At 60.5% G+C, this 25,256-nt stretch carries 41 protein-coding genes and 1 pseudogene; 39 read left to right on the top strand and 3 right to left on the bottom strand.

Features of this window, described 5'->3' with window-relative positions:
* Positions 1-179 precede the first annotated feature (179 nt).
* Positions 180-431 (bottom strand): DUF1654 domain-containing protein, encoded by a 252-nt coding sequence (locus IFT76_RS02200; protein ID WP_192057285.1) that lies wholly within the window; start codon positions 429-431, stop codon positions 180-182.
* Between the two features lie 171 nt (positions 432-602).
* A complete protein-coding gene (locus tag IFT76_RS02195; protein WP_192057284.1) occupies positions 603-1,253 on the bottom strand; it encodes a LexA family protein in 651 nt (216 codons plus the stop codon).
* Between the two features lie 87 nt (positions 1,254-1,340).
* Here IFT76_RS02195 and IFT76_RS02190 point away from each other — a divergent pair, with 87 nt between their 5' ends.
* The 38 genes and pseudogenes from IFT76_RS02190 (at position 1,341) to IFT76_RS02015 (ending at position 24,081) form a co-directional block, all read left to right on the top strand.
* Complete coding sequence (locus IFT76_RS02190) at positions 1,341-1,556, top strand: YdaS family helix-turn-helix protein (RefSeq protein ID WP_192057283.1); 216 nt, start codon at positions 1,341-1,343, stop codon at positions 1,554-1,556.
* Between the two features lie 159 nt (positions 1,557-1,715).
* On the top strand, positions 1,716-2,012 hold the full coding sequence (locus IFT76_RS02185; RefSeq protein ID WP_244647857.1) for a Rha family transcriptional regulator: 297 nt from the start codon (positions 1,716-1,718) through the stop codon (positions 2,010-2,012).
* A complete protein-coding gene (locus tag IFT76_RS02180) occupies positions 2,009-2,779 on the top strand; it encodes a DnaT-like ssDNA-binding domain-containing protein (protein WP_342365560.1) in 771 nt (256 codons plus the stop codon). Before IFT76_RS02185 ends, IFT76_RS02180 begins: the two co-directional genes overlap by 4 nt.
* Complete coding sequence (locus IFT76_RS02175) at positions 2,776-3,450, top strand: replication protein P (RefSeq protein ID WP_342365559.1); 675 nt, start codon at positions 2,776-2,778, stop codon at positions 3,448-3,450. The genes IFT76_RS02180 and IFT76_RS02175 overlap by 4 nt, the downstream gene beginning before the upstream one ends.
* Positions 3,451-3,452: 2 nt before the next feature.
* Entirely contained in the window at positions 3,453-3,755 is a 303-nt protein-coding gene (locus tag IFT76_RS02170; RefSeq protein WP_122795767.1) for a nuclease domain-containing protein, read from the top strand.
* Positions 3,755-4,261, top strand: a complete 507-nt coding sequence (locus IFT76_RS02165) for a hypothetical protein (RefSeq protein WP_244647856.1) — start codon at positions 3,755-3,757, stop codon at positions 4,259-4,261. Before IFT76_RS02170 ends, IFT76_RS02165 begins: the two co-directional genes overlap by 1 nt.
* Positions 4,262-4,404: 143 nt before the next feature.
* The gene (locus IFT76_RS02160; RefSeq protein WP_192057282.1) at positions 4,405-4,653 is read left to right on the top strand and encodes a hypothetical protein; all 249 of its coding nucleotides are present in this window, start codon (positions 4,405-4,407) and stop codon (positions 4,651-4,653) included.
* A complete protein-coding gene (locus IFT76_RS02155) occupies positions 4,650-4,937 on the top strand; it encodes a hypothetical protein (protein WP_192057281.1) in 288 nt (95 codons plus the stop codon). Before IFT76_RS02160 ends, IFT76_RS02155 begins: the two co-directional genes overlap by 4 nt.
* A complete protein-coding gene (locus IFT76_RS02150) occupies positions 4,934-5,365 on the top strand; it encodes a VRR-NUC domain-containing protein (RefSeq protein ID WP_192057280.1) in 432 nt (143 codons plus the stop codon). Before IFT76_RS02155 ends, IFT76_RS02150 begins: the two co-directional genes overlap by 4 nt.
* Positions 5,362-6,588 (top strand): annotated as a pseudogene (locus IFT76_RS02145) (tyrosine-type recombinase/integrase); the annotation flags it as partial. The gene IFT76_RS02150 and the pseudogene IFT76_RS02145, both read left to right, overlap by 4 nt.
* 65 nt (positions 6,589-6,653) lie before the next feature.
* Positions 6,654-6,974, top strand: coding sequence for a hypothetical protein (locus IFT76_RS02140; protein ID WP_192057278.1), 321 nt, complete (start codon positions 6,654-6,656; stop codon positions 6,972-6,974).
* Positions 6,975-6,977: 3 nt separating this feature from the next.
* Entirely contained in the window at positions 6,978-7,541 is a 564-nt protein-coding gene (locus IFT76_RS02135) for a hypothetical protein (protein ID WP_192057277.1), read from the top strand.
* 151 nt (positions 7,542-7,692) lie between these two features.
* A complete protein-coding gene (locus IFT76_RS02130) occupies positions 7,693-8,022 on the top strand; it encodes a phage holin, lambda family (RefSeq protein WP_192057276.1) in 330 nt (109 codons plus the stop codon).
* Positions 8,019-8,447, top strand: a complete 429-nt coding sequence (locus IFT76_RS02125; RefSeq protein ID WP_192057275.1) for a hypothetical protein — start codon at positions 8,019-8,021, stop codon at positions 8,445-8,447. Before IFT76_RS02130 ends, IFT76_RS02125 begins: the two co-directional genes overlap by 4 nt.
* On the top strand, positions 8,380-8,565 hold the full coding sequence (locus tag IFT76_RS20755) for a hypothetical protein (protein WP_342214362.1): 186 nt from the start codon (positions 8,380-8,382) through the stop codon (positions 8,563-8,565). The genes IFT76_RS02125 and IFT76_RS20755 overlap by 68 nt, the downstream gene beginning before the upstream one ends.
* A 54-nt stretch (positions 8,566-8,619) precedes the next feature.
* On the top strand, positions 8,620-8,850 hold the full coding sequence (locus tag IFT76_RS02120) for an Acb2/Tad1 domain-containing protein (protein ID WP_192057274.1): 231 nt from the start codon (positions 8,620-8,622) through the stop codon (positions 8,848-8,850).
* Positions 8,850-9,074: a hypothetical protein gene (locus IFT76_RS20770; RefSeq protein WP_244647855.1), complete on the top strand. Its 225-nt coding sequence runs from the start codon at positions 8,850-8,852 to the stop codon at positions 9,072-9,074. The genes IFT76_RS02120 and IFT76_RS20770 overlap by 1 nt, the downstream gene beginning before the upstream one ends.
* Positions 9,075-9,084: 10 nt before the next feature.
* A complete protein-coding gene (locus IFT76_RS02115) occupies positions 9,085-9,243 on the top strand; it encodes a hypothetical protein (protein WP_192057273.1) in 159 nt (52 codons plus the stop codon).
* Entirely contained in the window at positions 9,243-9,581 is a 339-nt protein-coding gene (locus tag IFT76_RS02110) for an HNH endonuclease (RefSeq protein ID WP_192057272.1), read from the top strand. Before IFT76_RS02115 ends, IFT76_RS02110 begins: the two co-directional genes overlap by 1 nt.
* Positions 9,582-9,735: 154 nt before the next feature.
* On the top strand, positions 9,736-10,239 hold the full coding sequence (locus tag IFT76_RS02105) for a terminase small subunit (protein ID WP_192057271.1): 504 nt from the start codon (positions 9,736-9,738) through the stop codon (positions 10,237-10,239).
* Complete coding sequence (locus tag IFT76_RS02100) at positions 10,239-11,924, top strand: terminase large subunit (RefSeq protein WP_192057756.1); 1,686 nt, start codon at positions 10,239-10,241, stop codon at positions 11,922-11,924. Before IFT76_RS02105 ends, IFT76_RS02100 begins: the two co-directional genes overlap by 1 nt.
* Positions 11,921-12,082: a hypothetical protein gene (locus tag IFT76_RS02095; RefSeq protein ID WP_192057270.1), complete on the top strand. Its 162-nt coding sequence runs from the start codon at positions 11,921-11,923 to the stop codon at positions 12,080-12,082. The genes IFT76_RS02100 and IFT76_RS02095 overlap by 4 nt, the downstream gene beginning before the upstream one ends.
* The gene (locus tag IFT76_RS02090) at positions 12,075-13,376 is read left to right on the top strand and encodes a phage portal protein (RefSeq protein WP_192057269.1); all 1,302 of its coding nucleotides are present in this window, start codon (positions 12,075-12,077) and stop codon (positions 13,374-13,376) included. The genes IFT76_RS02095 and IFT76_RS02090 overlap by 8 nt, the downstream gene beginning before the upstream one ends.
* Before the next feature lie 2 nt (positions 13,377-13,378).
* A complete protein-coding gene (locus IFT76_RS02085) occupies positions 13,379-14,236 on the top strand; it encodes a head maturation protease, ClpP-related (RefSeq protein ID WP_192057268.1) in 858 nt (285 codons plus the stop codon).
* Positions 14,237-14,238: 2 nt separating this feature from the next.
* Positions 14,239-15,426 carry a phage major capsid protein gene (locus IFT76_RS02080; protein WP_192057267.1) on the top strand — a complete coding sequence of 396 codons (1,188 nt, stop codon included), beginning with the start codon at positions 14,239-14,241 and terminating at the stop codon, positions 15,424-15,426.
* 48 nt (positions 15,427-15,474) lie between these two features.
* Positions 15,475-15,987, top strand: a complete 513-nt coding sequence (locus IFT76_RS02075; RefSeq protein WP_192057266.1) for a hypothetical protein — start codon at positions 15,475-15,477, stop codon at positions 15,985-15,987.
* 3 nt (positions 15,988-15,990) lie between these two features.
* Positions 15,991-16,332 carry a head-tail connector protein gene (locus IFT76_RS02070; RefSeq protein ID WP_122795639.1) on the top strand — a complete coding sequence of 114 codons (342 nt, stop codon included), beginning with the start codon at positions 15,991-15,993 and terminating at the stop codon, positions 16,330-16,332.
* The gene (locus IFT76_RS02065; protein ID WP_192057265.1) at positions 16,329-16,655 is read left to right on the top strand and encodes a head-tail adaptor protein; all 327 of its coding nucleotides are present in this window, start codon (positions 16,329-16,331) and stop codon (positions 16,653-16,655) included. The genes IFT76_RS02070 and IFT76_RS02065 overlap by 4 nt, the downstream gene beginning before the upstream one ends.
* Before the next feature lie 8 nt (positions 16,656-16,663).
* Positions 16,664-16,831 carry a hypothetical protein gene (locus IFT76_RS02060; protein ID WP_192057264.1) on the top strand — a complete coding sequence of 56 codons (168 nt, stop codon included), beginning with the start codon at positions 16,664-16,666 and terminating at the stop codon, positions 16,829-16,831.
* Between the two features lie 3 nt (positions 16,832-16,834).
* Positions 16,835-17,335 carry an HK97 gp10 family phage protein gene (locus tag IFT76_RS02055; RefSeq protein ID WP_192057263.1) on the top strand — a complete coding sequence of 167 codons (501 nt, stop codon included), beginning with the start codon at positions 16,835-16,837 and terminating at the stop codon, positions 17,333-17,335.
* A complete protein-coding gene (locus tag IFT76_RS02050) occupies positions 17,328-17,714 on the top strand; it encodes a DUF3168 domain-containing protein (protein WP_192057262.1) in 387 nt (128 codons plus the stop codon). The genes IFT76_RS02055 and IFT76_RS02050 overlap by 8 nt, the downstream gene beginning before the upstream one ends.
* Positions 17,715-17,768: 54 nt before the next feature.
* The gene (locus IFT76_RS02045) at positions 17,769-18,269 is read left to right on the top strand and encodes a hypothetical protein (protein WP_192057261.1); all 501 of its coding nucleotides are present in this window, start codon (positions 17,769-17,771) and stop codon (positions 18,267-18,269) included.
* Positions 18,270-18,308: 39 nt separating this feature from the next.
* Positions 18,309-18,653: a hypothetical protein gene (locus IFT76_RS02040; RefSeq protein ID WP_192057260.1), complete on the top strand. Its 345-nt coding sequence runs from the start codon at positions 18,309-18,311 to the stop codon at positions 18,651-18,653.
* Entirely contained in the window at positions 18,650-18,886 is a 237-nt protein-coding gene (locus IFT76_RS02035) for a hypothetical protein (protein WP_192057259.1), read from the top strand. Before IFT76_RS02040 ends, IFT76_RS02035 begins: the two co-directional genes overlap by 4 nt.
* A gap of 41 nt (positions 18,887-18,927) precedes the next feature.
* Positions 18,928-22,239 (top strand): phage tail tape measure protein, encoded by a 3,312-nt coding sequence (locus IFT76_RS02030; RefSeq protein ID WP_192057258.1) that lies wholly within the window; start codon positions 18,928-18,930, stop codon positions 22,237-22,239.
* Positions 22,239-22,577, top strand: coding sequence for a phage tail protein (locus IFT76_RS02025; protein WP_192057257.1), 339 nt, complete (start codon positions 22,239-22,241; stop codon positions 22,575-22,577). The genes IFT76_RS02030 and IFT76_RS02025 overlap by 1 nt, the downstream gene beginning before the upstream one ends.
* Entirely contained in the window at positions 22,574-23,323 is a 750-nt protein-coding gene (locus IFT76_RS02020) for a phage minor tail protein L (RefSeq protein WP_192057256.1), read from the top strand. The genes IFT76_RS02025 and IFT76_RS02020 overlap by 4 nt, the downstream gene beginning before the upstream one ends.
* A gap of 2 nt (positions 23,324-23,325) precedes the next feature.
* Positions 23,326-24,081 (top strand): C40 family peptidase, encoded by a 756-nt coding sequence (locus IFT76_RS02015; protein ID WP_192057255.1) that lies wholly within the window; start codon positions 23,326-23,328, stop codon positions 24,079-24,081.
* A 187-nt stretch (positions 24,082-24,268) separates the two neighbouring features.
* Here IFT76_RS02015 and IFT76_RS02010 read toward each other — a convergent pair whose 3' ends face one another.
* Positions 24,269-24,766: a retropepsin-like aspartic protease gene (locus IFT76_RS02010; RefSeq protein ID WP_192057254.1), complete on the bottom strand. Its 498-nt coding sequence runs from the start codon at positions 24,764-24,766 to the stop codon at positions 24,269-24,271.
* 201 nt (positions 24,767-24,967) lie between these two features.
* Between IFT76_RS02010 and IFT76_RS02005 the strand changes: the two genes are divergently transcribed.
* Positions 24,968-25,249 (top strand): DUF4236 domain-containing protein, encoded by a 282-nt coding sequence (locus IFT76_RS02005; protein ID WP_192057253.1) that lies wholly within the window; start codon positions 24,968-24,970, stop codon positions 25,247-25,249.
* Positions 25,250-25,256 lie beyond the last annotated feature (7 nt).

The following is a 25,256-nucleotide window of genomic DNA, read 5'->3' as shown; positions in this document are numbered from 1 at the left end:
AGGCCAATTCGCTGGCCCCGTGCTAACTGGCGGCTTCACCAGTCGTGTCCCGAGCCGCGCTGGCGTCTCGATGGAAGTAAATATAGGTGAACACATAATTTTTGTCTATGGGCTTGCACATAATTTTATGGGTTACCTATTTTTTACCTGAAAAAAAGCCCGCTCAAGGCGGGCTCATCTCAGACTTCGCAATACTCTCGCCAGCCTATCCGGACTTCCTCCCCTTCGACATCATCTACCTTGATCCCGGCCGTCTCCGATATCTCGTTCAGGAGCCGCCGCCAATCTGCGGGCGGCTCGTTGGGTAACCTGGACACCACAACGAATTGGCGCTTCTGAACCTTCGGATCATTGATGATGCGCTGCACGCGGTGGCCGATCTGCTCGTAGGTACGCGGTTTGGTCTGGGTGAAATCTGGCTGGTGAAGCATTGTGAACCTCCTTTCTACTGCTGTATGTACATACAGTATTGAGGAGTATGGGAAATGGCAAGCGCAGTGTAGGATCAATCTGACAGGCACAAAAAAACCCGCCTGGCGCGGGTCTGGTAGTTCTAGTAGAGGCTGGAAACGATGCCTGGTCCGGCATCAGCCTATGCTGGTTCAAAGCTTCATGAGCGCTCGCACCACCACGCCAACGATCTTGCAGTCGTCCGCGCACAGCTCAATAGGGTAGGCCGGGTTCAGCGGTTTCAGGAAGCGGCGCCCGCCGTCCTCGACCAGCTTCTTGAACGTAGCCTCATTGCTATCAGCCAGCTTAGCGATCACCAGCTTTCCCGAGTGCACGTCGGCTTCGGTGTCCACCAAGATGAACGTCCCTTCTGGAACGCTCTGTCCGTTAATGGAGGTCATCGAGTCGCCTTTCACCTCAAGCCAGAAGGCTGGGCCTTTGGAGTCGTACTCCGACATTTCATACCGATCGGAGAAACCAGGTGGGAAGGGCTCTACCGCCTCAGACCACGCGCCAGCGGCAACCCAGGAGATAACCGGATACCGGAACATCATATTGGGTTGCACTATGTCCCGAACATTGCTCTGCTCGGTTTCCCCGATCATCTGCCCCGCACCGCTTTCTATCCAGATAGCCGATACGCCACAGGCCTTCGCAATTGATGCGTTGTACGAAGATCGGGCTGAGCGCCCTCGCTCCAAGTCGGAGATCGACGCCTGGTCTATGCCCACCAGCTTGGCCAATTGCGCCTGAGTGAGCTTCGCGTGACGCCGCGCGGCTTTGATTCGGTCTTTATATTCCATCGCTCGATTATTACTGGTGCTCCCATATCGTTGCAAAGAGGTATCCCTATGATCTACGATATGGGTATTCACATAAGGAGGGGCAGCATGAACGCGATTTTTAAGGACCTGGTTGCCTTCTTCGGTACGCAGGAGGCAACCGCTGAGAAGCTGAAGGTCGATCAGAGCACCGTTTCGGGCTGGGTCCGGGGTAAGCACGGCATGTCTCCTATTGTCGCCAAGCGGGCCGAGGCTCTGAGCGAAGGATCTTTCAAGAAAGAGGATCTCTGCCCCTCATTTCCATGGGCAGAGATGGCGGCGTAGCCAGGCATTTATCCAGCCGGTGAGTGAATTATCCGCGTGTTGGCGCTTGGCCAGTAGTTACCCCGCAGGGCTGTTGATTTAACCAGTATAAAAAATGCAGACGAAAAAAAACCGCCTGGCAGGGCGGCTTCTTAAACAACATCGGAACTGAGGTTGATTATGCACACCCAGATCACCCCCCGCAATACCTTCGATGATTCGTCATTGATGGTGCAACACCGGGCCGTGACGCGTCATGTCATGTCGTCGCGTGAGATCGCCGAAGTGACCGGCAAGCGCCACGACCATGTCATTCGCGACGTCCGCCGCATGCTGTTCGAGCTGGAAATAACTTGCCCCAAATTTGGGGCCAGCTATCAAGACGAAACCCGCGCCGAACGTGCTGCCTCCCAACCCCTCATCACCCCGAAAGGCCTCGCGTGCTTGGCCGCGATGAATATTGGAGCCTCGCTGTGAGCGTTCAAGCAATGTCCTGGGCACTGTCCCGCCGCGACCTGGGTAAAGATTCGAGCGCACGCCATGTGCTGCTGTGCCTGGCCAACTACGCCGCTGCTGATGGCCGTGGTGCTTTCCCGTCGGCCAAGACTCTCACCGAAGACACCGGCCTGTCCGAGCGTACCGTGCGTTCGAAGCTGGACCTGCTGGAAGGTCAAGGCCTCATCGTTCGTGGCAATCAGGCCCTGGCCGCCGTGTATATCGATCGCCATGACCGCCGCCCGGTGGTGTATGACTTGATGCTCAAGCGGGGTGCAGTAGATGCACCCCGTGAAGAGGGAACGGGGTGCAGCCAGCAACAGAACGGGGTGCAACCTACGACAGAACGGGGTGCAGCCATTGCACCCAATACATCACTTAACCATCAATTAACCGAACAGCAGCAGCCGCACGAGTTTGCGGATGTGATCGTTGAGCAGGACATGGCCGCCGCTGCAGCGCTGGATGGATCTGCGGAAGGTCGCCAGCGCTTCTCGATGCACGCTGACTGGGCCATCAACCAAGCCGCCCTGGCTGCCCAGCTCAAAATCATGGGGATCACCACGGCGCTCACCGACGAAACCTTCGGGTCGTTCATGGGCTTCCACATCGCCAAGCCGGACATTCGCGACACCGATGGCGGCTGGCACCACCGCCTGGCCAAGTGGATCAAGCGCCAGGCAACCGAAAGCGCCGTCGGTGCCGAAGAAGCATCTGCGGACTGGGCTGCCAAGGGGGTTCGCCTGTGAACAAGCCTACCAACGTCCGCGAACTCATCGCGACCCGTCGTACCGACCCCACGTACCAAGCACCTGTCGAGCCCGGCGCCGTCCCGGTTGACCCGTCCACTCAGGCTGTGATCGACGACCTGTTCCTCCGCCTGCGCGGCGCGTGCGGCGCCTGGCGTCAGTCCTGGCCGACCGAGGCCGTGATGAACGCCTCCAAATTGGAATGGCTCGCCGAGTTCATGCGGGCTGGCATCAACCGTATGGAGCAGATCGATCACGGGATGCGGTTTGTGAGCGCGAGCAAGCGAGCATTCGTGCCCACCCCCGGCGAGTTCGTGAGCTGGTGCTTTGCGCCAGAAGGCCTTGGCTTGCCAAGCGTCGATAAGGCCTATGCCCAGGGCTTGCGCAACTGCCATCCGGCCATGCGCGCCGATGCCAAGTGGATGCACCCGGCTGTCTACCACGCCACGGCCGCCGCCGGTTTCCATAGCCTGCCGCTGCTCACCCGCGAGCTGGGCATGGCCTCGTTCGAAAAGCACTACCTGGAGCAGTGCCGGAAGATCTGGAAGGGCGACCAGTTGAGCGCTGTTCCGGTGGCAGAAATCGCCGCGCCGACGGCGCCGCGCAACCCAGAAGTGGCCCGAGCCGCCCTGGCAAACCTTCGTTCGAAAGTATCGGGAGCACTTCCATGAGCATCCGCCAAACCAAATTGACTAAGGCCGCCCGCGGTCGTGACTGCCAAGTGCGTGTCCCTGGGGTGTGCAACGGCAACCCCGACACCACCGTGTTGGCGCACTACCGGCTGGGTGGCACCAGTGGAATGGGCTGCAAACCGAATGACATCCAGGCCGCCTGGGCCTGCTCGGCATGCCATGACTATGTCGATGGCCGCAGCCACAACCGCCGCGAGGATGACCGCCTGACGGCACGGCACTGGCACGCTGAGGGCGTCATGCGCACCCAAGACATCCTGATTCGTGAAGGGATGGTGGCTTGATGGCTATGTCCGAATCGCGAGTAGTCCAGCTTCTGGCTGGCCAATCCTCGATAGCCCGCAAGGTATTCCCGCATGTGCCAATCCAGGAAAACTGGAGCGCTCACGACATCCACATTGCCGCCGTGGCAGCGAATGCAACCACTGTGTCTGCTCATGCTGTCCGCCGGGCGCTCAACGAAATGACGGATGCGGGGATCATCCGTGAGCCCACCGGCGGCAAGTTTCAGCGTGACGCCTACTCACCAAAACCAGTCAAGGAAATCGCCATGCCCGTAGCAGCCAAAGAAACCGTCATCGCCATCAAGAAGCCGGAGCTTCAGGCGCTTGATGCGCTGGCCAGCCTTTCTGCAGAGGTCGTCGCGCTTTCGGACGATATCTCGGCGCGGATGAAGAGATTGGCGGGGCGGATCGAAGAGGTTGCCTTGTCAGTGGAAGTCGAGCGTGAGGGCAATGCCGAAGCGCTGGGCAAGCTCAAGCAGCTTCAATCTCTGCTGAAGAGCCTGTAAGTGGAGCGACCGCCTGTGAAGAAACGGAGCTGGCAGGTAACCGTACCTGGCTACCGACCTTTCACCATGGGCGGTTCTGACATGGATTACGCCGAGGCCCTGGCCACGGCTCGCAGTATCTGGCCTATGGCGGAGGTGAAGTGATGGGTAGTGACGAAATTCGGGCTGTATGGGCTGCCGTGAAGAAAAGCGCTAAGCGCGAGTTGGGGATTCTGATCGTTATGGTCATCTTCGGTTTGGTTGCGGCAGTTATAGCTGTGCCGGTCATTCTGGGGCTCTCCTTCTTGCCCGATTGGGCTCTGTGGTCTCTGGTTGCCGCATGGGCCGCCTGGATGGTGTTCGGCGACACCATCGCTGCCGGCGTTCGTGCCTATCGCGGGGTGAAGCCATGAGCAATCAATCCCGAATCGAATTCGAAGCCTGGGCTGCAACCAAAGGCATGGCCATGCACCTGGCCCGCGCTGAATCCGGCCTGTACGTGAGCCGGGTCACGCAGAACTACATGGATTGTTGGTTGGAATCGCAGGCTGGCCCAGCGGCCGAGGTCCAAGCGCTACGCGATGCGCTGTCTTCGGCTCGCCCGTATGTTGCTTTTGCTTTCAGCGAAGGTATGGATGGATCGCACGAAGCAGGGTTGCAACTGGACGCGGCCCTGGCAAAGGATGCGTCCAATTGAAGGCTGCCGAGCTGATGCTGTTCAAGCCCAAGGTGGTACGTGCCAAACCGGGTGACCGTGAAGGCCGGGAGCAGGCCGAGCTCATGCGCGAGATCGAGCTGCGCTATCCGGATGTGTTCGTGCTGATCTACCACGTCCCGAACGGTGGGCATAGGCACAAGGCCGTCGCCGCTAAGCTGAAAGGGCAGGGCGTGAAGGCCGGCGTGCCGGACCTGGTCTTGCCAATGGCGCGTGGCGGGTTCTTTGGCCTGTACATCGAGTTCAAGGCCACACCGCCGAACGACGCCGCTGTATCGATCAGCCAGTACACGTGGATACGTCAGCTCACTGAGCAGGGTTATCTGGCGATCGTCTGCCGTGGCCACTTCGATGCCATGGAACAGCTGCGGGCCTACCTGCGCCTGGAACCAACGAAGGTCGCTGTATGACCCTACTGGTCGCTTTTTCCGATGCCGAGCTTCGCCGCCGTGCAGATGACCTTTCTGCTGTGCTCATGCGCGACCCGCGTCATCCCGGCCTGTACTTCCGGTTTACCGAAGCGCGCCCGCGCGGCACCTGGAGTCTGGTCGTGCGCAAGAAGTGGATGCGGATCGGCTCCTACCCTGATCTGTCGGCCAAGGCTGTGCTGGCTGCGTTGCCTGAAACCCGCCAGCGGCTGGGCGCGGATGCCAACGCTACCGCTGCGGTATGCCCGTGGGCCACCTTGGGCGAGCTGTTGGCCTGGTACAGCGACCGGATGAGTCGAGACCGGCATCTGTCCGCCAAGCGCAAGGCCACGGCCAAGTCCGCCATTGCGTGCCATCTGATCCCGCGCGTGGGCGGCCTGGCCTTCACTGAGATTGATCGCGCTACGCTCGACACCAAGCTGATGTGGCCGCTGCAGGAGAAGCTGTCGTTGGAGTTCGTTCGGCTGATATTCGCGCTGCTGGTGCTGGCATGCCGGCAGGCATTCGTGCTCGGCATGATCCACACCAATCCGATGGCCGGGATCAAGTTCAGCGATTTCTCCAAGACAAAGATCAAGGCCAAAGCGGCACGGCTGCGCGGTGTGCAGGTCCAGGATCTGCTCGAGCAACTGGCCGATGCCTTCAAGCGGCGCCCAGCCCACGGCATGCTGGCCTTGATGATGCTATGCCATGGTACGCGCGTCGGTGAGACACGCATGGCGCTTTGGTCGCATATCAGCCTGGCCGACCGCACCTGGCACATCCCGGCGGTGCACACCAAGACCCGAGTCGAGCATTCGCTACCACTGACCGATCAGCTGTGTGCACTGCTGACCCGGTACCGTCAGCGCCAGACCGATATCGGCTACAGCGGGCAATACCTGTTCCCGGCCCGTCATGGCAAAGGCATGAGCGAGGGGCAGGCCAGCCTGGTGTTCACGCAGCTGGGGCAGGGCGAGTGGACCAGCCACGACCTGCGCAAGTTGGCCCGCACTGGCTGGGCTGACCTGGGTATCGACTTCCTGATCGGCGAGATGCTGATCAACCACGCCATGGGCCACAACGTGCAGGCCTACATCCATACCACTGTTGAAGAGCGCAAGCGCGAAGCCTTGGAGAAGTGGCACAGCCATTTAGACGCCAAGGGATTCAGCGTGATTCACGGGTTGGAGGGCGTCGAAAACAAAGAGTCCAGCATCGGTCTGTAAGCCGCGCCGCATAAGGGCTGCGAGCCAATTCAAGAATCAACCATAGGCGAGGTTTCAAAAGCATGAAAAAGAGCCATGGACCTGCCTTCAGCGTCACGGAACTGGACTTGGTGAAGTGCACGATCTGCCGTGGTCGCGCTTTCGTCGCCGGGATTTTTAGCCCGCGTCCCTGCATGCAGTGCAATGCCTCAGGCTGGGTCTCGGCCGATACCGGGGAGGCACTGTCGCTAGAAGTCCTAGTAACGCAATTAGGCATCCGACTGCAGGCTGCTGAGCGACAGATCGAAAAATTGAAGCGCCCGGTGCTCATGAGCGGCCCGGCTGCTCAGTACGAACAGAACAATCGTCGCGGCGCCGGCGGTACGAACTACACAGGGGATTAAGCGATGGGCATCTATAAAAACGTGATGGGCACCTTGGTGCGCGTGCTGGCCGCCGACAATATCGACAACAGCACGAAGCAGTCATGGCAGAAGCTGATCGATGCCGATCTGCGCCAGGGCGGTACCGGCAGCACTATCTCGGTTCGCGACAAGTTCGATTACGACTGCTGCCTCTATGCGCTGCTGCATCGCGAACTGGCGACTGCCCATTGGGATGTGCTGGTCGCCAAGTACTCGACGCACAAGGCCAACAAGGTGGCCGCCATTGGCCGCTTGGTGAGCCGCATGAGCAGCCCCGCGCCACAGCTGTTCGTCTACAAGGCGCTTACTGCCTGGGCAATCCCGAAGCTCAAGGGTGAGCAGTCCGGTAGGCGCTCCACGGACATGATCATCCTGCCGGCCGAGTTCTACGACATGAACAGCTGGGACCCGGCAGGCTCGCCGGAGCGCACCCGCCATCGCTGGAAGGCTGGAATCATCAAACGGCTTGAACAGCTGGAAGAGGCCGCCGTTATCCATGCCACCGAGATATTCGACGCCGAGCAGATATTCATCGATGCCGCTTGACCGTAGTGGCGGAATGGCAGTAAATTATCCCCATCATGTCGATCTTGCGTGCAGTGATACGCAACGACAATAAAACATCCGAAACCCGGCCATTGCGCCGGGTTTTTTCGTTTCTAGCTCCCCAGTTTGGGGAGGCATTCGGATTCCAATCATGCCAGAGAAAGACCCTGACCTCTGGGCCCAGGTATGGCTGCACCTGCGCCTGTACCTGAGCAACCCTCTCTGGCAAGGAGCGATCATGGCAACGGTTATTTCTGGGCTTCGTGTGTTGTACGAGGCCAAAGAGACCAGCAAGCGCCGCATCCTGCTGGAGTCGCTAATTTGTGGCGGGCTGAGTCTGTCCGCGAGCAGCGTCATCGAGTGGATGGAGTGGCCGTCGAGCTTGTCCGTTGCCGCCGGCGGTGCGATCGGCTTTGTCGGTGTGACCGTCATCCGCGAAATGATCGTGAAGTTTCTCGGCCGTAAGGCGGACAGCCTATGAACCTGCTCAAAAGCATTGCCGCTGCACTGATCATCGCACTAGTGGCCGCATTGCTCATTGCCATCCAGCAGTGCCGCGTGATCGCGCTGGAAGGGCAGGTGACGGTCCAGACGCGTGCGGCCAAGGATGCAACCGAAGCCAATACCGAAAGCCTGAAGACCATCACCACGCTCCAGGCCGAAGCCAAGCGCAACGCCAACTACCTGGCCGATCTGCAGCAGCGCCTCAAGGCCAGCGAAGACAAGGCCCGCCAAGCGAGGAAGGACTTTGAAGACCTCAAGCGTAAGAGCCCGGCTGTTCGCAAGTGGGCTGATCAGCCTTTGCCTGACGGCCTGCGCGGCAAGCCCGGGGCCGGCGGTGGTAAAGACATCAGCGGTAAGGCTAGAAGCGCCGGTGATGGTGCCGTGCGAGCGGGTCAGCGATAGCGATGACAACTTGGCGCTGAACGGCGACCTTTGGGCGCTGAAGGATCGGGCAATCAATCTGCTCGATACCTGCGCTGACCAAGTCGATGCGCAGATCAAGCGCAGCCAGAGCAAGTAGGCCGCGCCACAAATTCATAACCGCCATTTTGGGGCGCGCAATCGAGGAAGCATCATGGACAACCAGCATAAGAAGATCACTGGCTACCGCGACCTGACACAGTCCGAGATCGATGGCATGAACTCGATCAAAGCACTGGAAGCTGACGCCGGTGAACTATTCAAGCAGATCAGCCAGATCGAAGGCGTTGACCAGCGCCTACTCGCACTGGCCAAGACCAACCTGCAGCAGGGATTCATGTGGTTCGTGCGCTCTATCGCCAAGCCAGAAGATCCATTCAGCTGATGGGCAGGGCGCCTTACACGCCTTGCAAGCTTTATGTTGACGGCGCGGAAGGAATCTCGGTTGGTGACTTCATCACCACGGCCGCTGGTTCGGCGTACTTGGTGCAGACGCTGCGGGTGAGCCGCACAAGCCCAGAGCGCAAGCACATGCAATGCCTGCGCTGGCCCATCGCTGAAGTGCCGGCTGATGCCCGGTGCTACCAACTGAGCTGGTACAAACGCTAAGAGGTGCGAGATGGCCGGTACCACTGTAACGATTGTCTGCCGCCAACGTTGGTGGTTGAAATATTACCTGGCTGGCGTCATGGCCACCATTCACCTGACAGGCCTCAATCCTGATCTGGCACGCGTCATGATGTGGCTTAAGCGTGGCATCGTCGTCGAGGTGCAGTAATGGCCAGACTAAAGACCCTCGGCACGCGCCTCAATGAGTGCATTACATCCAGAATTCAAACGGTCCCGACTGGTAGTTGGCGCAGCGGCAAAACCAGCTCGCAGCGTGGCTACAACTACAAATGGCAGAAGGCTCGGGAGCGGTACCTCAATGGCAACCCGCTGTGCGTTTATTGCGAGCGGATTGGACGTGTTGCGGCTGCAAGCGTCGTTGACCACATCGTGGCTCATAGGGGTGACATGGTCCTTTTCTGGGATCAGACCAATTGGCAGGGCCTGTGCAAGACGTGTCACGACTCGGTCAAGCAGGCGGAGGAAGCTGCCAGCCGTGGAGGCTGAGATGCCGGGCTGCGCTTGAACCACGAAATCCGGATCGAAGCACGTCAGTTACGTGCCTCAAGGGGGTAGGGGGGTCAAAAGCTTAGGATGTTTCACTAGCTAGACCGCTCCCGACCCCACGTACAGATTTTTTCCCGCTCAGGATTTTTTGTTAATGGCTTTAACACCCAAAAAACGCGCATTCATCGCCGCGTTGAGGGAAGGTGCGTCCAACAAAGACGCAGCCATTGCCGCTGGATGCCCCGAAAAGACTGCCTCTGCGGCAGGCTCAAGGCTCGCGAAAGATCGTGACGTGATCAACGAGCTGCACAAATTGAACGCTCTGCATCCTGTTAAAACGGATGTTAAAACTGTTAAAGGTGTTAAAGCTCAAGCCTCCCCAGAAGGGCCCAGTGAGCCAGCTGAAAACGGCGAGCCGGACGCCTTCGATTTGTCCAGGGCGCTGACGCATCGCGATCCGAAGGACTTCCTGCTGGCGGTGATGAACGACTTCGAGTCGGACGCCAAGCTGCGGGTGGATGCCGCCAAGGCGCTGATGCCGTTTGTTCATCCGCGCAAGGGTGAGAGCGGCAAGAAGGAGGTGGCCAAGGACAAGGCTGCAGGTGCCGCCCAGGGCAAGTTCGGCGTGCGTAAAGGCCCGCTGTCGGTGGTGAAATGATGGAGTGGTCAACGGCCTGTACAGACTGGGAGCAGCGCATTGTTGCCCGCCAGAGCTTGATACCGTTCGAACCTCTATTCCCTGATCAAGCGGCCGAGGCACTGGAAGTCTTCGGCGGCCTGCGAATGGTAGATGCCACCGGCAGCCCGCTGATGAGCGAGACTGTGCGGTCCTGGGTGAATGAATTCGTCGCCGCTATCTTCGGTGCCTATGACCCTTACAGCGGTCGTCGCATGATCAGCGAATTCATGTTGCTGATCAGCAAGAAGAACGGCAAGTCGACCATTGCCGCCGGCATCATGCTGACGGCGTTGGTGTTGAACTGGCGGACGTCGGGCGAGTTCATCATCCTGGCGCCGACCAAGGAGATCGCTGACAACTCCTACATCCCGATCCGAGACATGGTGAAGGCTGACGAGGAGCTGTCCGCCTTGCTGAAGGTGCAAGACCACCTGCGTACCGTGACCCACATGGAGACCGGTGCCACGCTGAAGGTGGTGGCGGCTGACAGCGAGACTGTGTCGGGCAAGAAAGCCATTGGCGTGTTCATCGACGAACTATGGGTGTTCGGCAAACGAGCCAACGCCGAAGCCATGTTGCGCGAGGCCACCGGCGGCCTGGCGTCACGGCCGGAGGGATTCATCATCTGGGCAACAACTCAGTCTGATGCGCCGCCGGCAGGCGTCTTTCGGCAGAAGCTCATGTATGCCCGCAAGGTGCGAGACGGCGAGATCAAAGACCCTTCGTTTCTTCCGGTGTTGTATGAGTTCCCGAAAGCCATGCTCGACGCTGGCAAACATCGCGACTTTTCCAACGCCTATGTCACCAACCCCAATCTAGGGCTGTCGGTCGATGAGCCGTTCATTGAGCGCGGTTACACGCAGGCTCAGCTCGACGGCGAAGAGTCGTTCCGTGGCTTCCTGGCCAAGCACCTCAACGTCGAAATCGGCTTGGCGCTGCTTTCTGATAGGTGGGCAGGGGCGGAATTCTGGGAAGTGCAAGCTTCCGAGCTGTGTCGCACGCTGGAAGACCTGGTCGAGCGCTGCGAGGTGATTGACATCGGCGTCGACGGCGGCGGGCTGGATGACTTGCTGGGTTTGGCTGCGGTCGGGCGTGAGCGTGACACAAGGCGCTGGCTGACCTGGACTCATGCGTGGGCTCACCCCTCGGTGCTCGAGCGGCGAAAGGCAGAAGCACCGCGCATCCGTGACTTCGCGAAAGATGGGCATCTGACTTTGGTCGAGCGCATCGGCGATGACATAGAGGAGGTGGCACAGCTGGTAGCGCAGGTCGAGCAGGCCGGCCTGCTGGATAAGGTCGGCCTTGATCCAGCCGGCGTTGGCGCAATTCTCGATGCGCTGGAGGCTTTAGGCATCCCGCGCGAAAAGATCGACGGCATCTCACAGGGCTGGCGCCTGGGCGGGGCGATTAAGACTACCGAGCGCAAGCTGGCCGAGGGCACGCTGCTGCACGGGGGGCAGCCAATGATGGCCTGGTGCTGCGGCAACGCCAAGGTCGAGCCGCGCGGCAACTCGATCCTGATCACCAAGCAGGCCAGCGGCTCAGCCAAGATCGATCCGCTGATGGCGCTGTTCAACGCCGTGACGCTCATGGCCCTCAATCCAGAGGGGCAGGGCGGAATGGAAAATTTCATGGCCGGCATTCGGGACCCATTGATCGCATGAACGCATTTCACTACTTCATTATCTGCGCGCTGTCTGCGTTCGGTCTGGCCTGCGGCGGGGTCTGGGTGCTGTTCGGCACGGGCTGGTCACTGCTCGCCGGCGCGGCCAGCTTGTTCAGCATCGCAGCATTCATCCGACGAGGGCTGAGCAGTGATTAGATCCCTCACCCAGGCGCTGGGTACCGCTGCAACGAAGCCATCTGCTAGCGTAAGCAGCTGGCTTGGCAAAAGCATCCGCCTCTCTGATGGCGGCTTCTGGAACGCCTTCATGAACGCGCAGTCCAGCAGCGGCAAGTCGGTCACGGTCGACAAGGCCATGCGGCTTTCGGCCGTCTGGGCGTGTGTGCGGATCATCTCCACGTCCGTCGCAGGGTTGCCGCTCAGCATCTACCGTCGTCTCCCCGACGGTGGACGCGAGACAGCCCGGGACTTCCCGCTCTACGACGTTGTGCACAACAGCCCGAATGAGGACATGGCGGCGTTCCACTTCTGGCAAGCGGTCGTCGCTTCGATGCTGCTGTGGGGCAATGCTTACTGCGAGATTCACCGGGCTGGCGGTCGGGTGATCGCGCTGGACTTCCTGTTGCCGTCGCGGGTGACGCCAGAAACGGATGACGATGGTCGGCTGCGCTACTTCTTCCAACCACGTAAAGGCGCTCGCCGGGAGATCGCCCGGGGCGACATGCTGCACATCCCGGCCTTCACCCTGGATGGCAGGATGGGCTTGTCGGCCATTCGCTATGGCGCTGATGTATTTGGCTCGGCGATGTCGGCTGATGATGCGGCGAACACCACATTCAAGAACGGGATGATGCCCACCGTAGCCTTCTCGGTGGACAAAACGCTCAACCCAACGCAACGCGCTGAGTTTCGTGACTACGTCAAGACGATCTCCGGCGCGCTCAATGCGGGCAAGAGCCCGGTGCTCGAGCAGGGCGTGAAGCCCGAGATGATCGGCATTAACCCGGCTGACGCTCAGTTGCTCGAGTCGCGCGGCCACAGCATCGAGGAGATCTGCCGGTGGTTCGGCGTCCCGCCCTGGATGGTGATGAAGACTGACAAGGGCAGCAACTGGGGTACCGGTCTTGAACAACAGCAGATCGCATTCCTGACCTACTGCATCATGACCTACACCGCGCCGATCGAGCAGTGCGTCAACAAGCGCTGCATGACGGCGGTGGACCGGATCAAGCATTACTCGGAATTCTCGCTGGAAGCTTTCCTGCGCGCTGACAGCGCTGGCCGCGCCGCCTATTTGAGCACCATGAGCCAAAACGGCCTGATGACGCGAAACGAGGGCCGGCACAAAGAGAACATGCCGAGCAAACCCGGCGGCGACATCCTGACGGTGCAATCGAACCTGGTGCCGCTTGAGCAGTTGGGCAAACAGAACGACAGCCAAGCCGCGCGCAACGCGCTGATGAACTGGCTCAAGAGCGAATCCGAGGAGTAACCATGAAACACAAGATCCAGTCTCGCGGCCTACGCAGCGAGATGAGCCCGCGTGCGCTCGACAAATGGAATCCTGCCATACAGGCGGCCGTGGAAAACACCTCTGAGGCCATCACGATTTACGGCGTGATCGGTGAGGACTGGTACGGGGAGGGTGTGACCCTTAAGCGTATCGATGCAGCGCTGCGAGCGATCGGCGACCGTGAAGTGACGGTGTACATCAACTCGCCAGGCGGGGACATGTTTGAGGGCATCGCTATCTACAACCGCTTGCGCGAGCACAGCCAGAAGGTCACTACCAAGGTACTCGGCATGGCCGCCAGCGCTGCCTCGATCATCTATCTGGCCGGCGCCGAGCGCGAGGTGGCCAGCAGCGCGTTCCTGATGATCCACAACTGCTGGACTTTCCTCGCCGGTAATCGTCACTACCTGCGCGATGTGGCCGACGACATGCAAGAGTTCGACGCCGCGATGGCCGACCTTTATGCCGAGACCAGCGGCCAGCCAGTAGAGGGTATGGCCGAACTGATGGATGACGAGACGTTCATTCGCGGCAAACGGGCGGTGGAGCTTGGTCTGGCTACTGGGTTGCTTTCCGCCAATGAGGTCGTCGAACGCGAAACCGAGGAGACCACTCAGACCAATGCTCTCAAGGCCATGGACACTGCATTGGCCAAAGCGGGCATGACCCGCTCCGAGCGCCGCGAGCTGTTCGCCAGTTTCAAGTCCGGTACGCCTCGCGCTGCCGGCGGGGGTACGCGTAACGCTGCCCCGACCGATAAGCCCAGCGCTGTCGCGCCAGACCTCTCCGCCTCTCTGAGCGCGGCAACCGATCTTCTCAAATCTCTGAAAGGAAAGTGACCATGGACTACGAAGCCCAAGTCAAGGAATTCAACGCCACCCTCAAGGGCATCGGCGACCAGATCAAAGCCCAGGCTGAAGCCACCGAAAAGCAGATCAAGGCATCCGGCGAGATGAACGCCGAAACCCGCGCCAAGGTCGACGAACTGCTGACCAAGCAAGGCGAGGTGTCGGCGCGCCTGCAAGAAGCCGAGCAGAAGCTGGTCAACGCTAGCCGCGCGCCGGCTGACCGCGAAGAGCCGCAGAAATCGGTCGGCGCTCTGGTCGTTGGCAGCGAAGAAATGCAGGGCATGAACTCCTCCTTCCGTGGCTCGCGCCGTTTGTCGGTACCGCGTGCCGCTATCACCACGGCCACCGGCGGCGCTCTGACCACTGCAGATCGCCAGCCAGGCATTATTGCTCCCCCTCAACGTCGCCTGACCATCCGCGACCTGGTGGCACCTGGTACCACCGAAGCCAACTCGATCGAGTATGTGCGTGAAAGCGGTTTCACGAACAACGCTCGAACCGTCGCCGAGAACACGGCCAAACCCTACTCGGACATCGCGTTCGAACTGGCCACCGCCAACGTGCGCACCATCGCGCATCTGTTCAAAGCTAGCCGTCAGATGCTCGACGATGCGCAGGCGCTGCAAAGCTACATCGACGCCCGTGCGCGTTATGGCCTGCTGATGGCTGAAGAGGCCCAACTGCTTTACGGCAATGGCACTGGTGCCAACCTGCAAGGGCTCATGACCGTCGCGCAGCTGTATGCCGCTCCCGCTGGCGTGGCAGTGGTTGGCGAGCAGCGCATTGACCGCCTGCGCCTGGCCCTGCTGCAGGCCGAGTTGGCCGAGTTCCCATCGGACGGCATCGTGCTCAACCCGATCGACTGGGCCGCGATTGAGCTGACCAAAGATGGCGAAGGTCGCTACATCATCGGCGAGCCACAGGACGGCACGACACCGCGTCTGTGGAACCGCCCGGTTGTCTCGACCCAGGCTATGACGCAGGACGACTTTCTGGTCGGCGCCTTCAAGTTGGGTGCACAGATCTTCGACCGCATGGAAATCGAAGTCCTTATCTCCACTGAGAACGACAAGGACTTCGAGAACAACATGGCAACCATCCGCGCCGAAGAACGTTTGGCCTTCGCCATCTACCGTGGCGAGGCCTTCGTTACCGGCCCGCTGACCGGCAGCGGCTCGTAACCCTCCACCCCAAGGCGCCAGTGATGGCGCCGTACAGGAGCGATACCCATGGCTAGCACCAAGAAGCAGGACAAACCCAGCACGGTAACGGAGCAGGCGACGGCCACGCCCGGTAATCAGGCTTTGAACTCGCCGATCGGTGGCAACGATGCCACCACTGCGAACACCTCCACAGGCGATGCCGCCATCATCACGCCCAGTACCAACTCTGGACTCAGCACCACGGTAGAAGTGGGCAGCCCGGCGACTCAGCTACCGGTGGAGCCGGCTCCAGTGAACCCCTCGACCGCGGATGCTGCAAGCGCTGGCACTTCACCGAGCCAACTGGGCCAGGCTGACGACGCGCTTGAAGTCGCCGCCGACCCTGCGGCGCCTGGGAAGCCCGTGCTAAGCGCCCTAGTCGAGGTGAACCCGGCCAAAGTCGAGGTTTACCCGTTGCGATCGTTCATGGACGAGGGCGAGTTGCGTCGGCGCGGCGGGCCAAGCTACCAGGTGCCCAGGCTTCATGCTGAGGAGCTCGAGCAGCGGAAGCTGGTATCGCGCACTCCGTTGGAGGAGTGACCAATGTCAGTGATCAGCATGGCGCAGGCCCGCGCCCACCTGCGTGATCCAGACGATGACGACGAGTACTTGCAGTTGCTGATCGATTCGGCAGAGCAATCGGCCGTGAGCTATCTCAATCGCCAGGTTTACGCCGATGCGCAGTCGATGGCAGAGGCGGTCGCAGCAGAGATGGCCGGGGAAAAACCCATGCTCAGCAATGCCCCGTTCAAGTCGGCCTGCCTGCTGATCCTGGGGCACCTATACGCCAACCGTGAGGACGTCGTGACTGGCACGATCGCCACCGAGTTGCCCAGAGGATCGCAAGCATTGCTGACTCCGTACCGCGTCGGGTGGGGCGTATGAGGGCCGGGCCGCTTCGGCACTTGTTCAGAGTGACCTTCCGGCATGAGGAGCGAACGAGGTCCGGGGGCGCAGTTGTCACCTGGCTTCCTGCCGCTCGTCCAGAAATGTGGGGTGAAGTACGAACCCCATCTGGGCGGGTGATCGCTGTGGCTGAAAAGCTGAACGCGATAGTGACGGCTGAGATCATCGGTAGACCTCGAGCGGACATGGTTGCGGGTGCGAGGCTGACGCGCCGGGGCGTCACGTACCAGGTTGAGGCTGTACTACCTGATAACGAAAACACACTGATGAGGCTTCTTTGCTCATCGGTACCAAATCCTTGAGGTTACTTATGAAAATCCGTGCATTGGGTGCGCTAACCGGCGCCTCTGGCGAACGCGAGAAAGGTGAGGAATTTACCGTCGATAAGGAATATGGCGAAGGCCTGATCGCCCGTGGCTACGCCGAAGCGGTTTCCGAGGTTGCCAAGCCAGCGAAAGGCGACCAGGCCAAGGAGTAGGCCGTGGCCCGACGTTCGAAAATGCGCGGCGACATCCGCCTTCGGCGGACGCTTCGCAATATCCACAAGATGATGGACAACGAGCTGGCGCCGGCCATGCGCAAAGCGGCCGAACGTGTTCTAGCTACACAGCAGCAATTGATGCCTCGGGACACGGGCGCCGCCGCCGCTGCGCTGAAAATCTACGTAGCGCCCAGCGGCCTGGATGCGCAGATAGGCATCCGCGGCAAGCGCGACAACCGTAGGTTCTTCTACCTACGCTTCATTGAGTACGGAACGAAGGGCTACATGGGTGGCAAGCGAGGCGGCAACCGTAACCAGCGCTCGACCAACAAGAGCGATGGCGTGCACTTCTTCGGCAAGCACCCAGATATTCCTGCCCGCCCGGCTCACCCTTGGCTTCGCCCTTCGATGGACGTAAATCGAGAGTATGTGATGGCCGATATCGAGGAAGCCGTGCGCCGAACACTGCGCAAGGCGAGTCAGGGGGTGGGTAATGGCTGACCCTTCCGTTGCCCTGCAAGAGGCGATTTTTGCCAGGCTGCAGGCCGAGGTGAATTGCCCGGTCTATGACGGCGCGCCCATGAACGCTGACATGCCGTACGTCTCAATTGATCGAGAGGTATCGGTCAACGCCAGCCCGATATCTGGCCGCAAGCGCGAGCAGCGGCTGCTTTACCTATCGGTATGGTCGGACTCTGTAGGCCAGGCAGAGGTCAAGCGCCTCAACGGCGAGGTGATTGCCGCTCTAGACGAGCGCCCACTGACATTACAGGTTGGCCGCGCGGTCTCTGTGCGCGTGATCCAGTCCGATGCCCAGCGCGATGCTGACGGCATCACGTATCAAGGGTCGATCACGGTCCGCGTCATCACCACCCACTGATTCAACTGCTAGCCGCGCAGCGGCTTTATCCAATGTGCCCTTGGAGGAACCCCCATGGCCGATGACAACCTGAATACAGCTGCGGACTGCCGCCTTTACCTAGGCGGTAAGACCGGCGCTGCAACCGAAACCGAGTACAAGGCCGACACCTACGTGGATGTGGGCGAGATCGAAGACCTGGGCGAGTTCGGTGATACCTTCAATGCGGTGAACTTCACCGCCCTGCGCGGGGGCCGCGTGCGCAAGTACAAGGGCACCGCCGACGCCGGCGACATGACGCTGGTGGTGGGCCTGGACAATGGCGATGCGGGCCAAAAGGCCGTGGCCGTCGCCCATAAGGACCGTTCGAAGGGCAACTACAACATCAAGGTCGTGCTCAACGACGGCGATGCCACTGCCAACCCGCCGGTGCTGCCGACCACCTTCTACTTCGGGGCCAAGGTCATGAACAATAAGGTGGCCGCCGGCAATGCTGACAACGTCGTGCGCCGCAACGTCACCCTCGGAATCAGCACCGACATTCTCGAAATCGTGGCCGGCCCGGCCGCTCCCTGACCGATGGGGCTTCGGCCCCGTCCATTCTGAGGCGATTCCATGAGCGAAGCTCTGTACGGCACCATCACTCTGGTGATCGGTGCTCGAACCTACACCCTGCGCCCGACGCTCGAAGCAGCGCTGCTGATTGAGAGTCGTTTTGGGGGCTTACGCGGCGCGCTCGAATCGATGCGGCTGATGAGTATTGCGGCCAGTGCCGACATCATTGTCGCCGGCGCCGGCCTGACGCCGGACAAGCACTCCCAGGTAGCCAATGAGGTGTTCAGCACCGGCGTTGCCAAGGTCTCAGCACAGCTGACCGACTTCATCGCGGTGCTGCTTAACCCGGTACCGCCGAGTGTGGCCGCCCGGGGAAAGGACGAGGCGGACAGCACAGCGCCGTGAAGGACGGTAGCTACGTCGACTATCTGTTCGGCGTGGCCACCGGCTGGCTTGGCTGGCCGCCTGATACCGCCTGGCGAACGCCCATACCGCAATTGATGCTGGCGCTGGATGCGCGGATCGACTGGACCGGTCGCGGTCAGGGCACTGCGTCGAACCAGCAGGATGCCCCGCGTAGGCCCGGTACCGTTGCCGACAAGCTGAAGGCCTTTTTCCGAGGTCGGCAGCAAGAGTAAGTCGCCGCCTCCGGGCGGCTTTTTTGTGCTTGGAGAAATGCATGGCCGATCAACAAGTCCAGGGGATGCTGGTTCAGATCGAGGCGACCACGGCCCAGCTGCGCCGCGAGCTGGCGAATGCCGACCAACTGGTGGCGCGCAGCACCCAGGCGATCGACCGCAACCTGGCTACCGTCGATTCTGCTTTCGACAGAGCAGGGTCTGCAGCGCAATCGGCGGGAGTGTTGATGCGCGGCGCATTTGCCGCGGTTGCAGGTGCCGGCGTGATTGGCGGCATCATCAAGCAGGTGGACGCCTACGGACAAATGTCCGACCGCATGAGGGCCGCCGCTGGTAGTGCATCCGAGTACCAAGTTGTACAGGATCACCTGATGCGTACTGCGCAGGAGACCTACCGGCCACTGGCCGAAGCGCAAGAGCTTTACATCCGCACGGCAGACGTGATGCGCAGTCTGGGATTCAACACCCAGCAGACACTTGATATCACTGACAGCTTTAGCTTCCAACTTGTGACCAACGCCGCTACGGCTGACAAGGCCTCGTCGGCACTCGATGCTTATTCGAAGGCACTGCAAACCGGCAAGATTGAGGCCGATGGGTGGGTATCCATCCAAAGCGCTATGCCCACCATCGTGCAGGCAATTGCAACGGGTACTGGCAAGAGCGCCGATGCCATTCGCAAGCTGGGCGTGGAAGGCAAACTGTCGCTGGATGACCTCAATACCGGTCTGCTTCGCACTGTCGATGCCAATCGCCAAGCTGCCGCCGAAATGTCCACGAGCGTGCAAGATGCGCTGGTCAATATCGGCAATGCCGTCAGCACGTTCCTGGGCAATATGGAGGAACGCACTGGGGCGGTTGGCACGCTTTCGCAGGTGTTGCTGGTACTGGCGGACAACGTCGACCTTGTAGCCACCGCGATGGCCGGTGCGGGTGCTGCGGCGCTGACGCTGTATGTGGCCAAGGCAGGTTTGGCGCTGAAGGCGGCATTGGCGCAGCGCATCGCTGAAGTTGAAAATGCCAGAGCCGCGATTCGCGCCGCCGACGCCCAGCGGGTTTACGCCCAGGCGCAGCTGCAACAGGCAGAGGCGTCGGTAGCTGCCACCACTGGCCTGCAGCGCTTGTCGGTCGTGCAGACGCAGCTGCTGCCCAAACAGGCGGCGCTTACGGCGTCGACTGAAGCCCTGACCATCGCCCAGGCGAATCTCACGCGGGCAGCCACCGGTGGGTTGCTGTCGGCGTTGGGCGGACCGGTGGGGCTGGCGCTGCTCGCAGGCACCGCCGCGGCGAGCTTCCTGATGCTCAGCGAAAACTCCGACGGGCTCGAGAAAAAGCTCGGCGACCTGGCCGAGCCACTCGACAAGGTGGTAGAGCGGTTCAACAAGCTGAACAGCGCGACCCAGGCAGTGGCGCTCAGAGAGCTGCAAGGCAAGATCGACGACTTGCAGAGTAATCTGGGTCAAACGTCAGGCGCCATCGCTGACAAGTTCGAGAACGACCTGCGCGGCATGGGTGCTGCGGGCGTCGATGGGTTCATTGCCGGGCTGGCGCCGATGCCGCAGGAGGCCCAAAGAGCGCTGGACTTAGTTCGTGCTGCTGCGAATCAGGCAGCGACCGGCGCGGTCGTGGATTGGAAGGCAGTAGCTGACGAAGTCCGCGGCATCCCTGGCGTCACTGAGGCCATGGCGCAGGCGATCGAGACAGGCCAAATAAAGGCGTCCGATCTCAGCGTTGAGCTTATAAACCTTCGCGCCAAGCTGGCAGAACTGACCGGTGAGACCGATCGCAATACTGCCTCCACCCAGGCCAACAATGCTGCGAAGGCAGGCATGAGCTCTGCCGGCCAGACCTATCTGGACACGCTCCAGAAGCAGCTGGCCGGGCTTCAGGACAACGGTGACGCGATCAAGATCGCAAACCGGCATATCGCCGAGAATGCGGATCTTACCGAGACCGATCGGCTGGCCATTCTGTCTGCGGCCAGTGCCATTGAGGCCCAGAAGAAAGCCAATAAGGATTCCACTCAAGGCAGTAAAGACCGGGCAAAAGCGCTCAAGGATGAAGTCAAGGTGCTGGATGCGATCATCGACCGCGCCCTGCCAGAGCGTAAGCGCCTCGACGACCTGAAAGAGGGTATCCAGGGTCTACGCAAGGCTCAGGCCAGCGGCAAGATTACCGCCGCCGAGATGGAGCTTGGCATCAAAAATCTGAACACCGCCTATGCCGCACCAGTGCTTCAGAAGCGTGCCGAAGAGGAGCGAAAGCTTGCAGAGGCACGGCGCAACAGTGCCGAGTCATACCGCAAGGCCTTGGAGGTGGTGCTGCAAACGCGCCAGGACGCGATAAATGCTGATGTGTCCGGCATCGGCATGGGCGATAACGAGCGGGATCAAGCCGACCGACTCAATGGGGTGCGGCAGAGGTACGCCGAGGCGCGCCGGCAGTTGGAAGAGCAGCAAGAGGATGTGTCCCGTCGATTAAGTGATGATGCCTACCAGCAGCGTCTCGCCGATCTAGGCGATTTTCAGGCCCGTGAGCTTCAGATGGAGGTGGATGGCTACGACGCCAGACTGGTCGCACAGCGGGACTATCGAAACGGCGCCAAGCGCGCCTGGGCCAACATTCAGGCCGACGCCGAAAATGTGGCTGGCACCACCGACGAGATGCTGACCTCAGGCTTCAACACTGCAAAAGATGCCTTGGCCGAGTTTGCCGTCACGGGAAAGGCCAACTTCAAGGATTTCGCCTCCAGCGTGATTGCGGACATGGCGCGGATCGCTAGCCAACAGGCGGCTAGCTCGCTGCTCAGCACTGTCGTGGGCTGGGGTGTATCCGCTGCCAGCAGCTACTTCAGCGGCGGGGGCAATGGCATGACGCCGGGCTCGGCGGGAGGTGTTTCGTCAAACCTTGGCGCCTCACAGGCGGGGTACTCGAACGCCTACTTCCAGGCACTGGGCGGCGGATGGGATGGCGGCGTGCAAATGTTCGCGAAGGGCGGTGCGTTCGCTACCAACAGTGTTCTGACCAAGCCGACTGGATTCGGCATGGCCGGGGGTGGACTCGGCATCGCAGGTGAGGCCGGGCCTGAAGCCATCATGCCACTGGCGCGCGGCGCGGACGGATCGCTGGGGGTGCAGATGGTAGGTGGCGGGAGTGGTGGCTCAACAGTCGTCCAAGTCAGCGCCCCTGTGGCCGTGACGCTCGAGGATAGAATTTCCGAGGGTATGGAGTTGGACACCGCGGCCCTTCAACAGAACATGCAGCGCCAGATGCAGGGCATTGCCGAAAAGGCGGTCTCCGACTCCTGGCGCGCCGGAGGGGTTAGCCACCGGAATAGCAGTGGGAGACGCTGATGGCGATCGAAACATTCATCTGGACACCTGACGACGAAGCCAGTGGCGACAGCACACTGAGGACAAGGAAGTCGCAGTTCGGGGATGGCTATGCGCAGGTGTCGAGCGATGGGCTCAACGGCGAGACTGATAGCTGGTCATTGTCGTTTGGCGGCCTCGCTGACGAGATAGCTCCGCCCCTGGCCTTTATACGGCGCCACCGCGGCGCCAAGTCGTTCTTGTGGACTAACCCTGAAGGGGTGCTCGGGATGTACCGATGCGAGACCTTCCGGCAGCAGCGCAAGCCGGGTGATGTCGTGGTGCTGTCGGCAACCTTTGAGCGAGCGTATCAACCATGAGCCTGATCACTCAGTTACAGAAACTCGATCCAGGCGCCGAGATCCTGCTGTTTGAGCTGGACGGCTCGGACTTTGGTGCCGATATCCTGCGGTTCCATGGGCATGCAATACCGCACACGCCGGAGGAGTTGGCCACCGCTGGCGCCAATGCCGATCAGTTGCCGGCCAAGTCGATCTGGTGGCAAGGCAACGAGTACGGTGCATGGCCCATGCAGATCGATGGTATCGAGGCGAACTCGGACGGCACTGCGGTCCGGCCTACCTTAAGCGTCGGCAACGTGAACGGCAGGATCACGGCGCTTTGCTTGGCCTTCGACAACCTGCTGGAATTCCAGCTGACCATGCGGCACACCTTTGCCGAATACCTCGACGCTGCGAATTTCCCCGGCGGCAACCCTTCCGCAAATCCATCGGAGGAAAGCATCGAGGTCTGGTACATCGACCAGAAAGTGTCGGAGAACGGCACCACTGTCGCCTGGGAACTGGCCAGCCCCGGCGATGTAGGCGGTGAAACGATCGGCCGGCAGATGACGCAGCTGTGCCACTGGGCCATGACAGCCGGGTACCGAGGGCCCAACTGTGGCTACACCGGGCCGTATTACGACATGGACGGCAAACCGACCACCGACCCGGCCAAGGACGAGTGCAACGGCTGCCTGGATACCGGCTGCACTGTTCGTTTCCGTCAGGGCAACCCATTGCCCTTTGGCGGATTCCCTGCCGTTTCATTGATCGCGCGGAGCTGACCATGCGTAAACACATCCTGGCCGCCGTGCAAGCGCACGCAGCGGCTGAATACCCGCGCGAGTGTTGCGGCCTGCTGCTTCAGATCGGCCGCAAGCAGGTGTACCACCCGTGCTCCAACGTCGCCCAGGACCCCACAGAAGAGTTCCGCATCGCGCCGGAGCAGTACGCCGAAGGTGAAGACCTGGGCGAGGTGATCGGCATTGTGCACTCGCACCCCGACGCAACGAGCAAGCCGTCGCCGCGCGACCTGGCCATGTGTGAAGCCACGGGCTTGCCCTGGTACATCGTTTCGTGGCCGGAAGGCGACCTGCGATCCATCACGCCTACCGGCCACACGCCGTTGCTCGGCCGGCCTTTTGTGCACGGGGCTTGGGACTGTTGGCAGGTCTGTGCGGACTGGTACGAAAGGGAATGGGGGCTGGAGTTTCCAGCCTACGCCCGCGAGGAGGGCTGGTGGGAGAATGCTGCCGGTCCGAGCCTGTACGAGCAGGCCTTCGAGGGGGCCGGCTTCTACCAGGTCAGCCAGCCCCAGCGCGGCGACATGATCGTCATGGCCGTAGGTCGCACCGCTCACCCCAATCACGCCGGCATTTACCAGGGAACCGAAGTGCAACTGCCGGAGCCGCACACCCAAGTCTTCGGCCCAGGTCCATTCATGCTGCATCACCTGTTGGGGCGGCCATCAGAAATCGTCGTGTTTGGCGGGCCTTGGCTCGAGCGGATGCGGCTTGTGTTGCGACATCGGGCCGCGAAGTGAAGCGGCGTGGCCGCCTGGGAGAAGTATGAGAGAGCAAATGCCGAATGTGGTAGCCGTGAGTAGACTCGAGGCGAGGATCGACCCAGAAGCAAGGATTGTTAGGGTGAAACCTCTAGCGCCCCGTAAATGGGATAACTATGAAGTCATCCCGTTGATGCAGAGCGGTCCTTGGGATGCCAGAGAGCTGCTATTTGTTGGCCTGAGTAGTGAACTCAAAGCGGTAGGTGTGTGAGTCGAAGTCCATTACGAGCACGCCATTGCTAAGCAGCTGCATACCAAGAATTGCATCGTAGTGGCGCCCGTTTTTTCGAAGCGGGACCGATGTGAACTCAGCAGATTGCCTATAGTGCGATGAGGATTCCGGCAGCTCGAAAAGAGCTGGATAGACCGGCTCGATGGTGGTCGCTGCAGCCGAATAGACGGTCATGGTTTTTTCGCTGAGAAATCCGTTTTGCTTCGCAAAGTCTTCGTCTATGTAGACCCCCTCAGCCCCCGTATCGATCAATGCAGTGACTTCCAAAGGGCTCGTACCTGGGACTGCCATGTTCGGGGATGCTGGCAGAGCTGGCAGTATTGATATGCGAATCACGGGGATGATTGGAGCTCGCTCTGCGGTGTCCGAAAGCCGCTCCCCTTCTTGAAGAAAATGGATGGATGCGCCATTAGGTGTCATTTTGTCGCTCATTCGACCTCCAAGGTCGCTCGATACCCCAGTTCAAGTGCTTTCCCGCAACGGACCAGAGCGGGTCGTTGGGAGGCGCAACGCTACTACGGCAGAAAGCTGCGCGGTTACTGGGAATGCGTCCAGGGTGGATGGGCGGACAGGGTGGCTCCCGAGGCAGAATTCATAGATGATGTCACATTGCCTTCCTCAAGGAGTCGAGTCATGGCACTTCGTTTTCGCAAAAGTTTCAAGATCGCACCAGGAGTGCGCATTAACGTCAGCAAAAGTGGCGTAAGCACTTCTGTCGGAGGGAAGGGTTATACGGCCAACGTCAGTAAGCGGGGCACGCGAGTAACGGCTGGTATTCCAGGCTCGGGATTGTCTACATCAAAGCTGTATGGTCCTAGTAAAAAAAACAAATCGCCTGCTACTCCAACCTCGATGTGGGCACATGTAGTGACGTGGTTGCTCATTGCAACGGTCTTGTGGTGGATCTTCAGCTGAGCTCATC

The organism is Pseudomonas sp. CFBP 13727, from assembly GCF_014841915.1.
Taxonomy (GTDB): Bacteria; Pseudomonadota; Gammaproteobacteria; order Pseudomonadales; family Pseudomonadaceae; genus Aquipseudomonas; species Aquipseudomonas baltica.
The sequence above is the reverse complement of the archived record's forward strand: the minus strand, read 5'-3'. Positions and strand labels throughout refer to the sequence as shown.

Excerpts from the sequence above, each read along its gene's own strand:
- IFT76_RS02075 (WP_192057266.1), top strand. The coding sequence starts at position 15,475 with ATGGCTAGCACCAAGAAGCAGGACAAACCCAGCACGGTAACGGAGCAG.
- IFT76_RS20770 (WP_244647855.1), top strand. The coding sequence starts at position 8,850 with ATGGGCAGGGCGCCTTACACGCCTTGCAAGCTTTATGTTGACGGCGCG.
- IFT76_RS02115 (WP_192057273.1), top strand. The coding sequence starts at position 9,085 with ATGGCCGGTACCACTGTAACGATTGTCTGCCGCCAACGTTGGTGGTTG.
- IFT76_RS02120 (WP_192057274.1), top strand. The coding sequence starts at position 8,620 with ATGGACAACCAGCATAAGAAGATCACTGGCTACCGCGACCTGACACAG.
- IFT76_RS02105 (WP_192057271.1), top strand. The coding sequence starts at position 9,736 with ATGGCTTTAACACCCAAAAAACGCGCATTCATCGCCGCGTTGAGGGAA.
- IFT76_RS02080 (WP_192057267.1), top strand. The coding sequence starts at position 14,239 with ATGGACTACGAAGCCCAAGTCAAGGAATTCAACGCCACCCTCAAGGGC.
- IFT76_RS02195 (WP_192057284.1), bottom strand. The coding sequence starts at position 1,253 with ATGGAATATAAAGACCGAATCAAAGCCGCGCGGCGTCACGCGAAGCTC.
- IFT76_RS02025 (WP_192057257.1), top strand. The coding sequence starts at position 22,239 with ATGGCGATCGAAACATTCATCTGGACACCTGACGACGAAGCCAGTGGC.
- IFT76_RS02020 (WP_192057256.1), top strand. The coding sequence starts at position 22,574 with ATGAGCCTGATCACTCAGTTACAGAAACTCGATCCAGGCGCCGAGATC.
- IFT76_RS02185 (WP_244647857.1), top strand. The coding sequence starts at position 1,716 with ATGCACACCCAGATCACCCCCCGCAATACCTTCGATGATTCGTCATTG.
- IFT76_RS02125 (WP_192057275.1), top strand. The coding sequence starts at position 8,019 with ATGAACCTGCTCAAAAGCATTGCCGCTGCACTGATCATCGCACTAGTG.
- IFT76_RS02085 (WP_192057268.1), top strand. The coding sequence starts at position 13,379 with ATGAAACACAAGATCCAGTCTCGCGGCCTACGCAGCGAGATGAGCCCG.
- IFT76_RS02040 (WP_192057260.1), top strand. The coding sequence starts at position 18,309 with ATGAGCGAAGCTCTGTACGGCACCATCACTCTGGTGATCGGTGCTCGA.
- IFT76_RS02155 (WP_192057281.1), top strand. The coding sequence starts at position 4,650 with ATGAGCAATCAATCCCGAATCGAATTCGAAGCCTGGGCTGCAACCAAA.
- IFT76_RS02110 (WP_192057272.1), top strand. The coding sequence starts at position 9,243 with ATGGCCAGACTAAAGACCCTCGGCACGCGCCTCAATGAGTGCATTACA.
- IFT76_RS02070 (WP_122795639.1), top strand. The coding sequence starts at position 15,991 with ATGTCAGTGATCAGCATGGCGCAGGCCCGCGCCCACCTGCGTGATCCA.
- IFT76_RS02140 (WP_192057278.1), top strand. The coding sequence starts at position 6,654 with ATGAAAAAGAGCCATGGACCTGCCTTCAGCGTCACGGAACTGGACTTG.
- IFT76_RS02060 (WP_192057264.1), top strand. The coding sequence starts at position 16,664 with ATGAAAATCCGTGCATTGGGTGCGCTAACCGGCGCCTCTGGCGAACGC.
- IFT76_RS02065 (WP_192057265.1), top strand. The coding sequence starts at position 16,329 with ATGAGGGCCGGGCCGCTTCGGCACTTGTTCAGAGTGACCTTCCGGCAT.
- IFT76_RS02100 (WP_192057756.1), top strand. The coding sequence starts at position 10,239 with ATGGAGTGGTCAACGGCCTGTACAGACTGGGAGCAGCGCATTGTTGCC.
- IFT76_RS02050 (WP_192057262.1), top strand. The coding sequence starts at position 17,328 with ATGGCTGACCCTTCCGTTGCCCTGCAAGAGGCGATTTTTGCCAGGCTG.
- IFT76_RS02095 (WP_192057270.1), top strand. The coding sequence starts at position 11,921 with ATGAACGCATTTCACTACTTCATTATCTGCGCGCTGTCTGCGTTCGGT.
- IFT76_RS02005 (WP_192057253.1), top strand. The coding sequence starts at position 24,968 with ATGGCACTTCGTTTTCGCAAAAGTTTCAAGATCGCACCAGGAGTGCGC.
- IFT76_RS02130 (WP_192057276.1), top strand. The coding sequence starts at position 7,693 with ATGCCAGAGAAAGACCCTGACCTCTGGGCCCAGGTATGGCTGCACCTG.
- IFT76_RS02190 (WP_192057283.1), top strand. The coding sequence starts at position 1,341 with ATGAACGCGATTTTTAAGGACCTGGTTGCCTTCTTCGGTACGCAGGAG.
- IFT76_RS02160 (WP_192057282.1), top strand. The coding sequence starts at position 4,405 with ATGGGTAGTGACGAAATTCGGGCTGTATGGGCTGCCGTGAAGAAAAGC.
- IFT76_RS02030 (WP_192057258.1), top strand. The coding sequence starts at position 18,928 with ATGGCCGATCAACAAGTCCAGGGGATGCTGGTTCAGATCGAGGCGACC.
- IFT76_RS02135 (WP_192057277.1), top strand. The coding sequence starts at position 6,978 with ATGGGCATCTATAAAAACGTGATGGGCACCTTGGTGCGCGTGCTGGCC.
- IFT76_RS02010 (WP_192057254.1), bottom strand. The coding sequence starts at position 24,766 with ATGAGCGACAAAATGACACCTAATGGCGCATCCATCCATTTTCTTCAA.
- IFT76_RS02015 (WP_192057255.1), top strand. The coding sequence starts at position 23,326 with ATGCGTAAACACATCCTGGCCGCCGTGCAAGCGCACGCAGCGGCTGAA.
- IFT76_RS02045 (WP_192057261.1), top strand. The coding sequence starts at position 17,769 with ATGGCCGATGACAACCTGAATACAGCTGCGGACTGCCGCCTTTACCTA.
- IFT76_RS02200 (WP_192057285.1), bottom strand. The coding sequence starts at position 431 with ATGCTTCACCAGCCAGATTTCACCCAGACCAAACCGCGTACCTACGAG.
- IFT76_RS02165 (WP_244647856.1), top strand. The coding sequence starts at position 3,755 with ATGGCTATGTCCGAATCGCGAGTAGTCCAGCTTCTGGCTGGCCAATCC.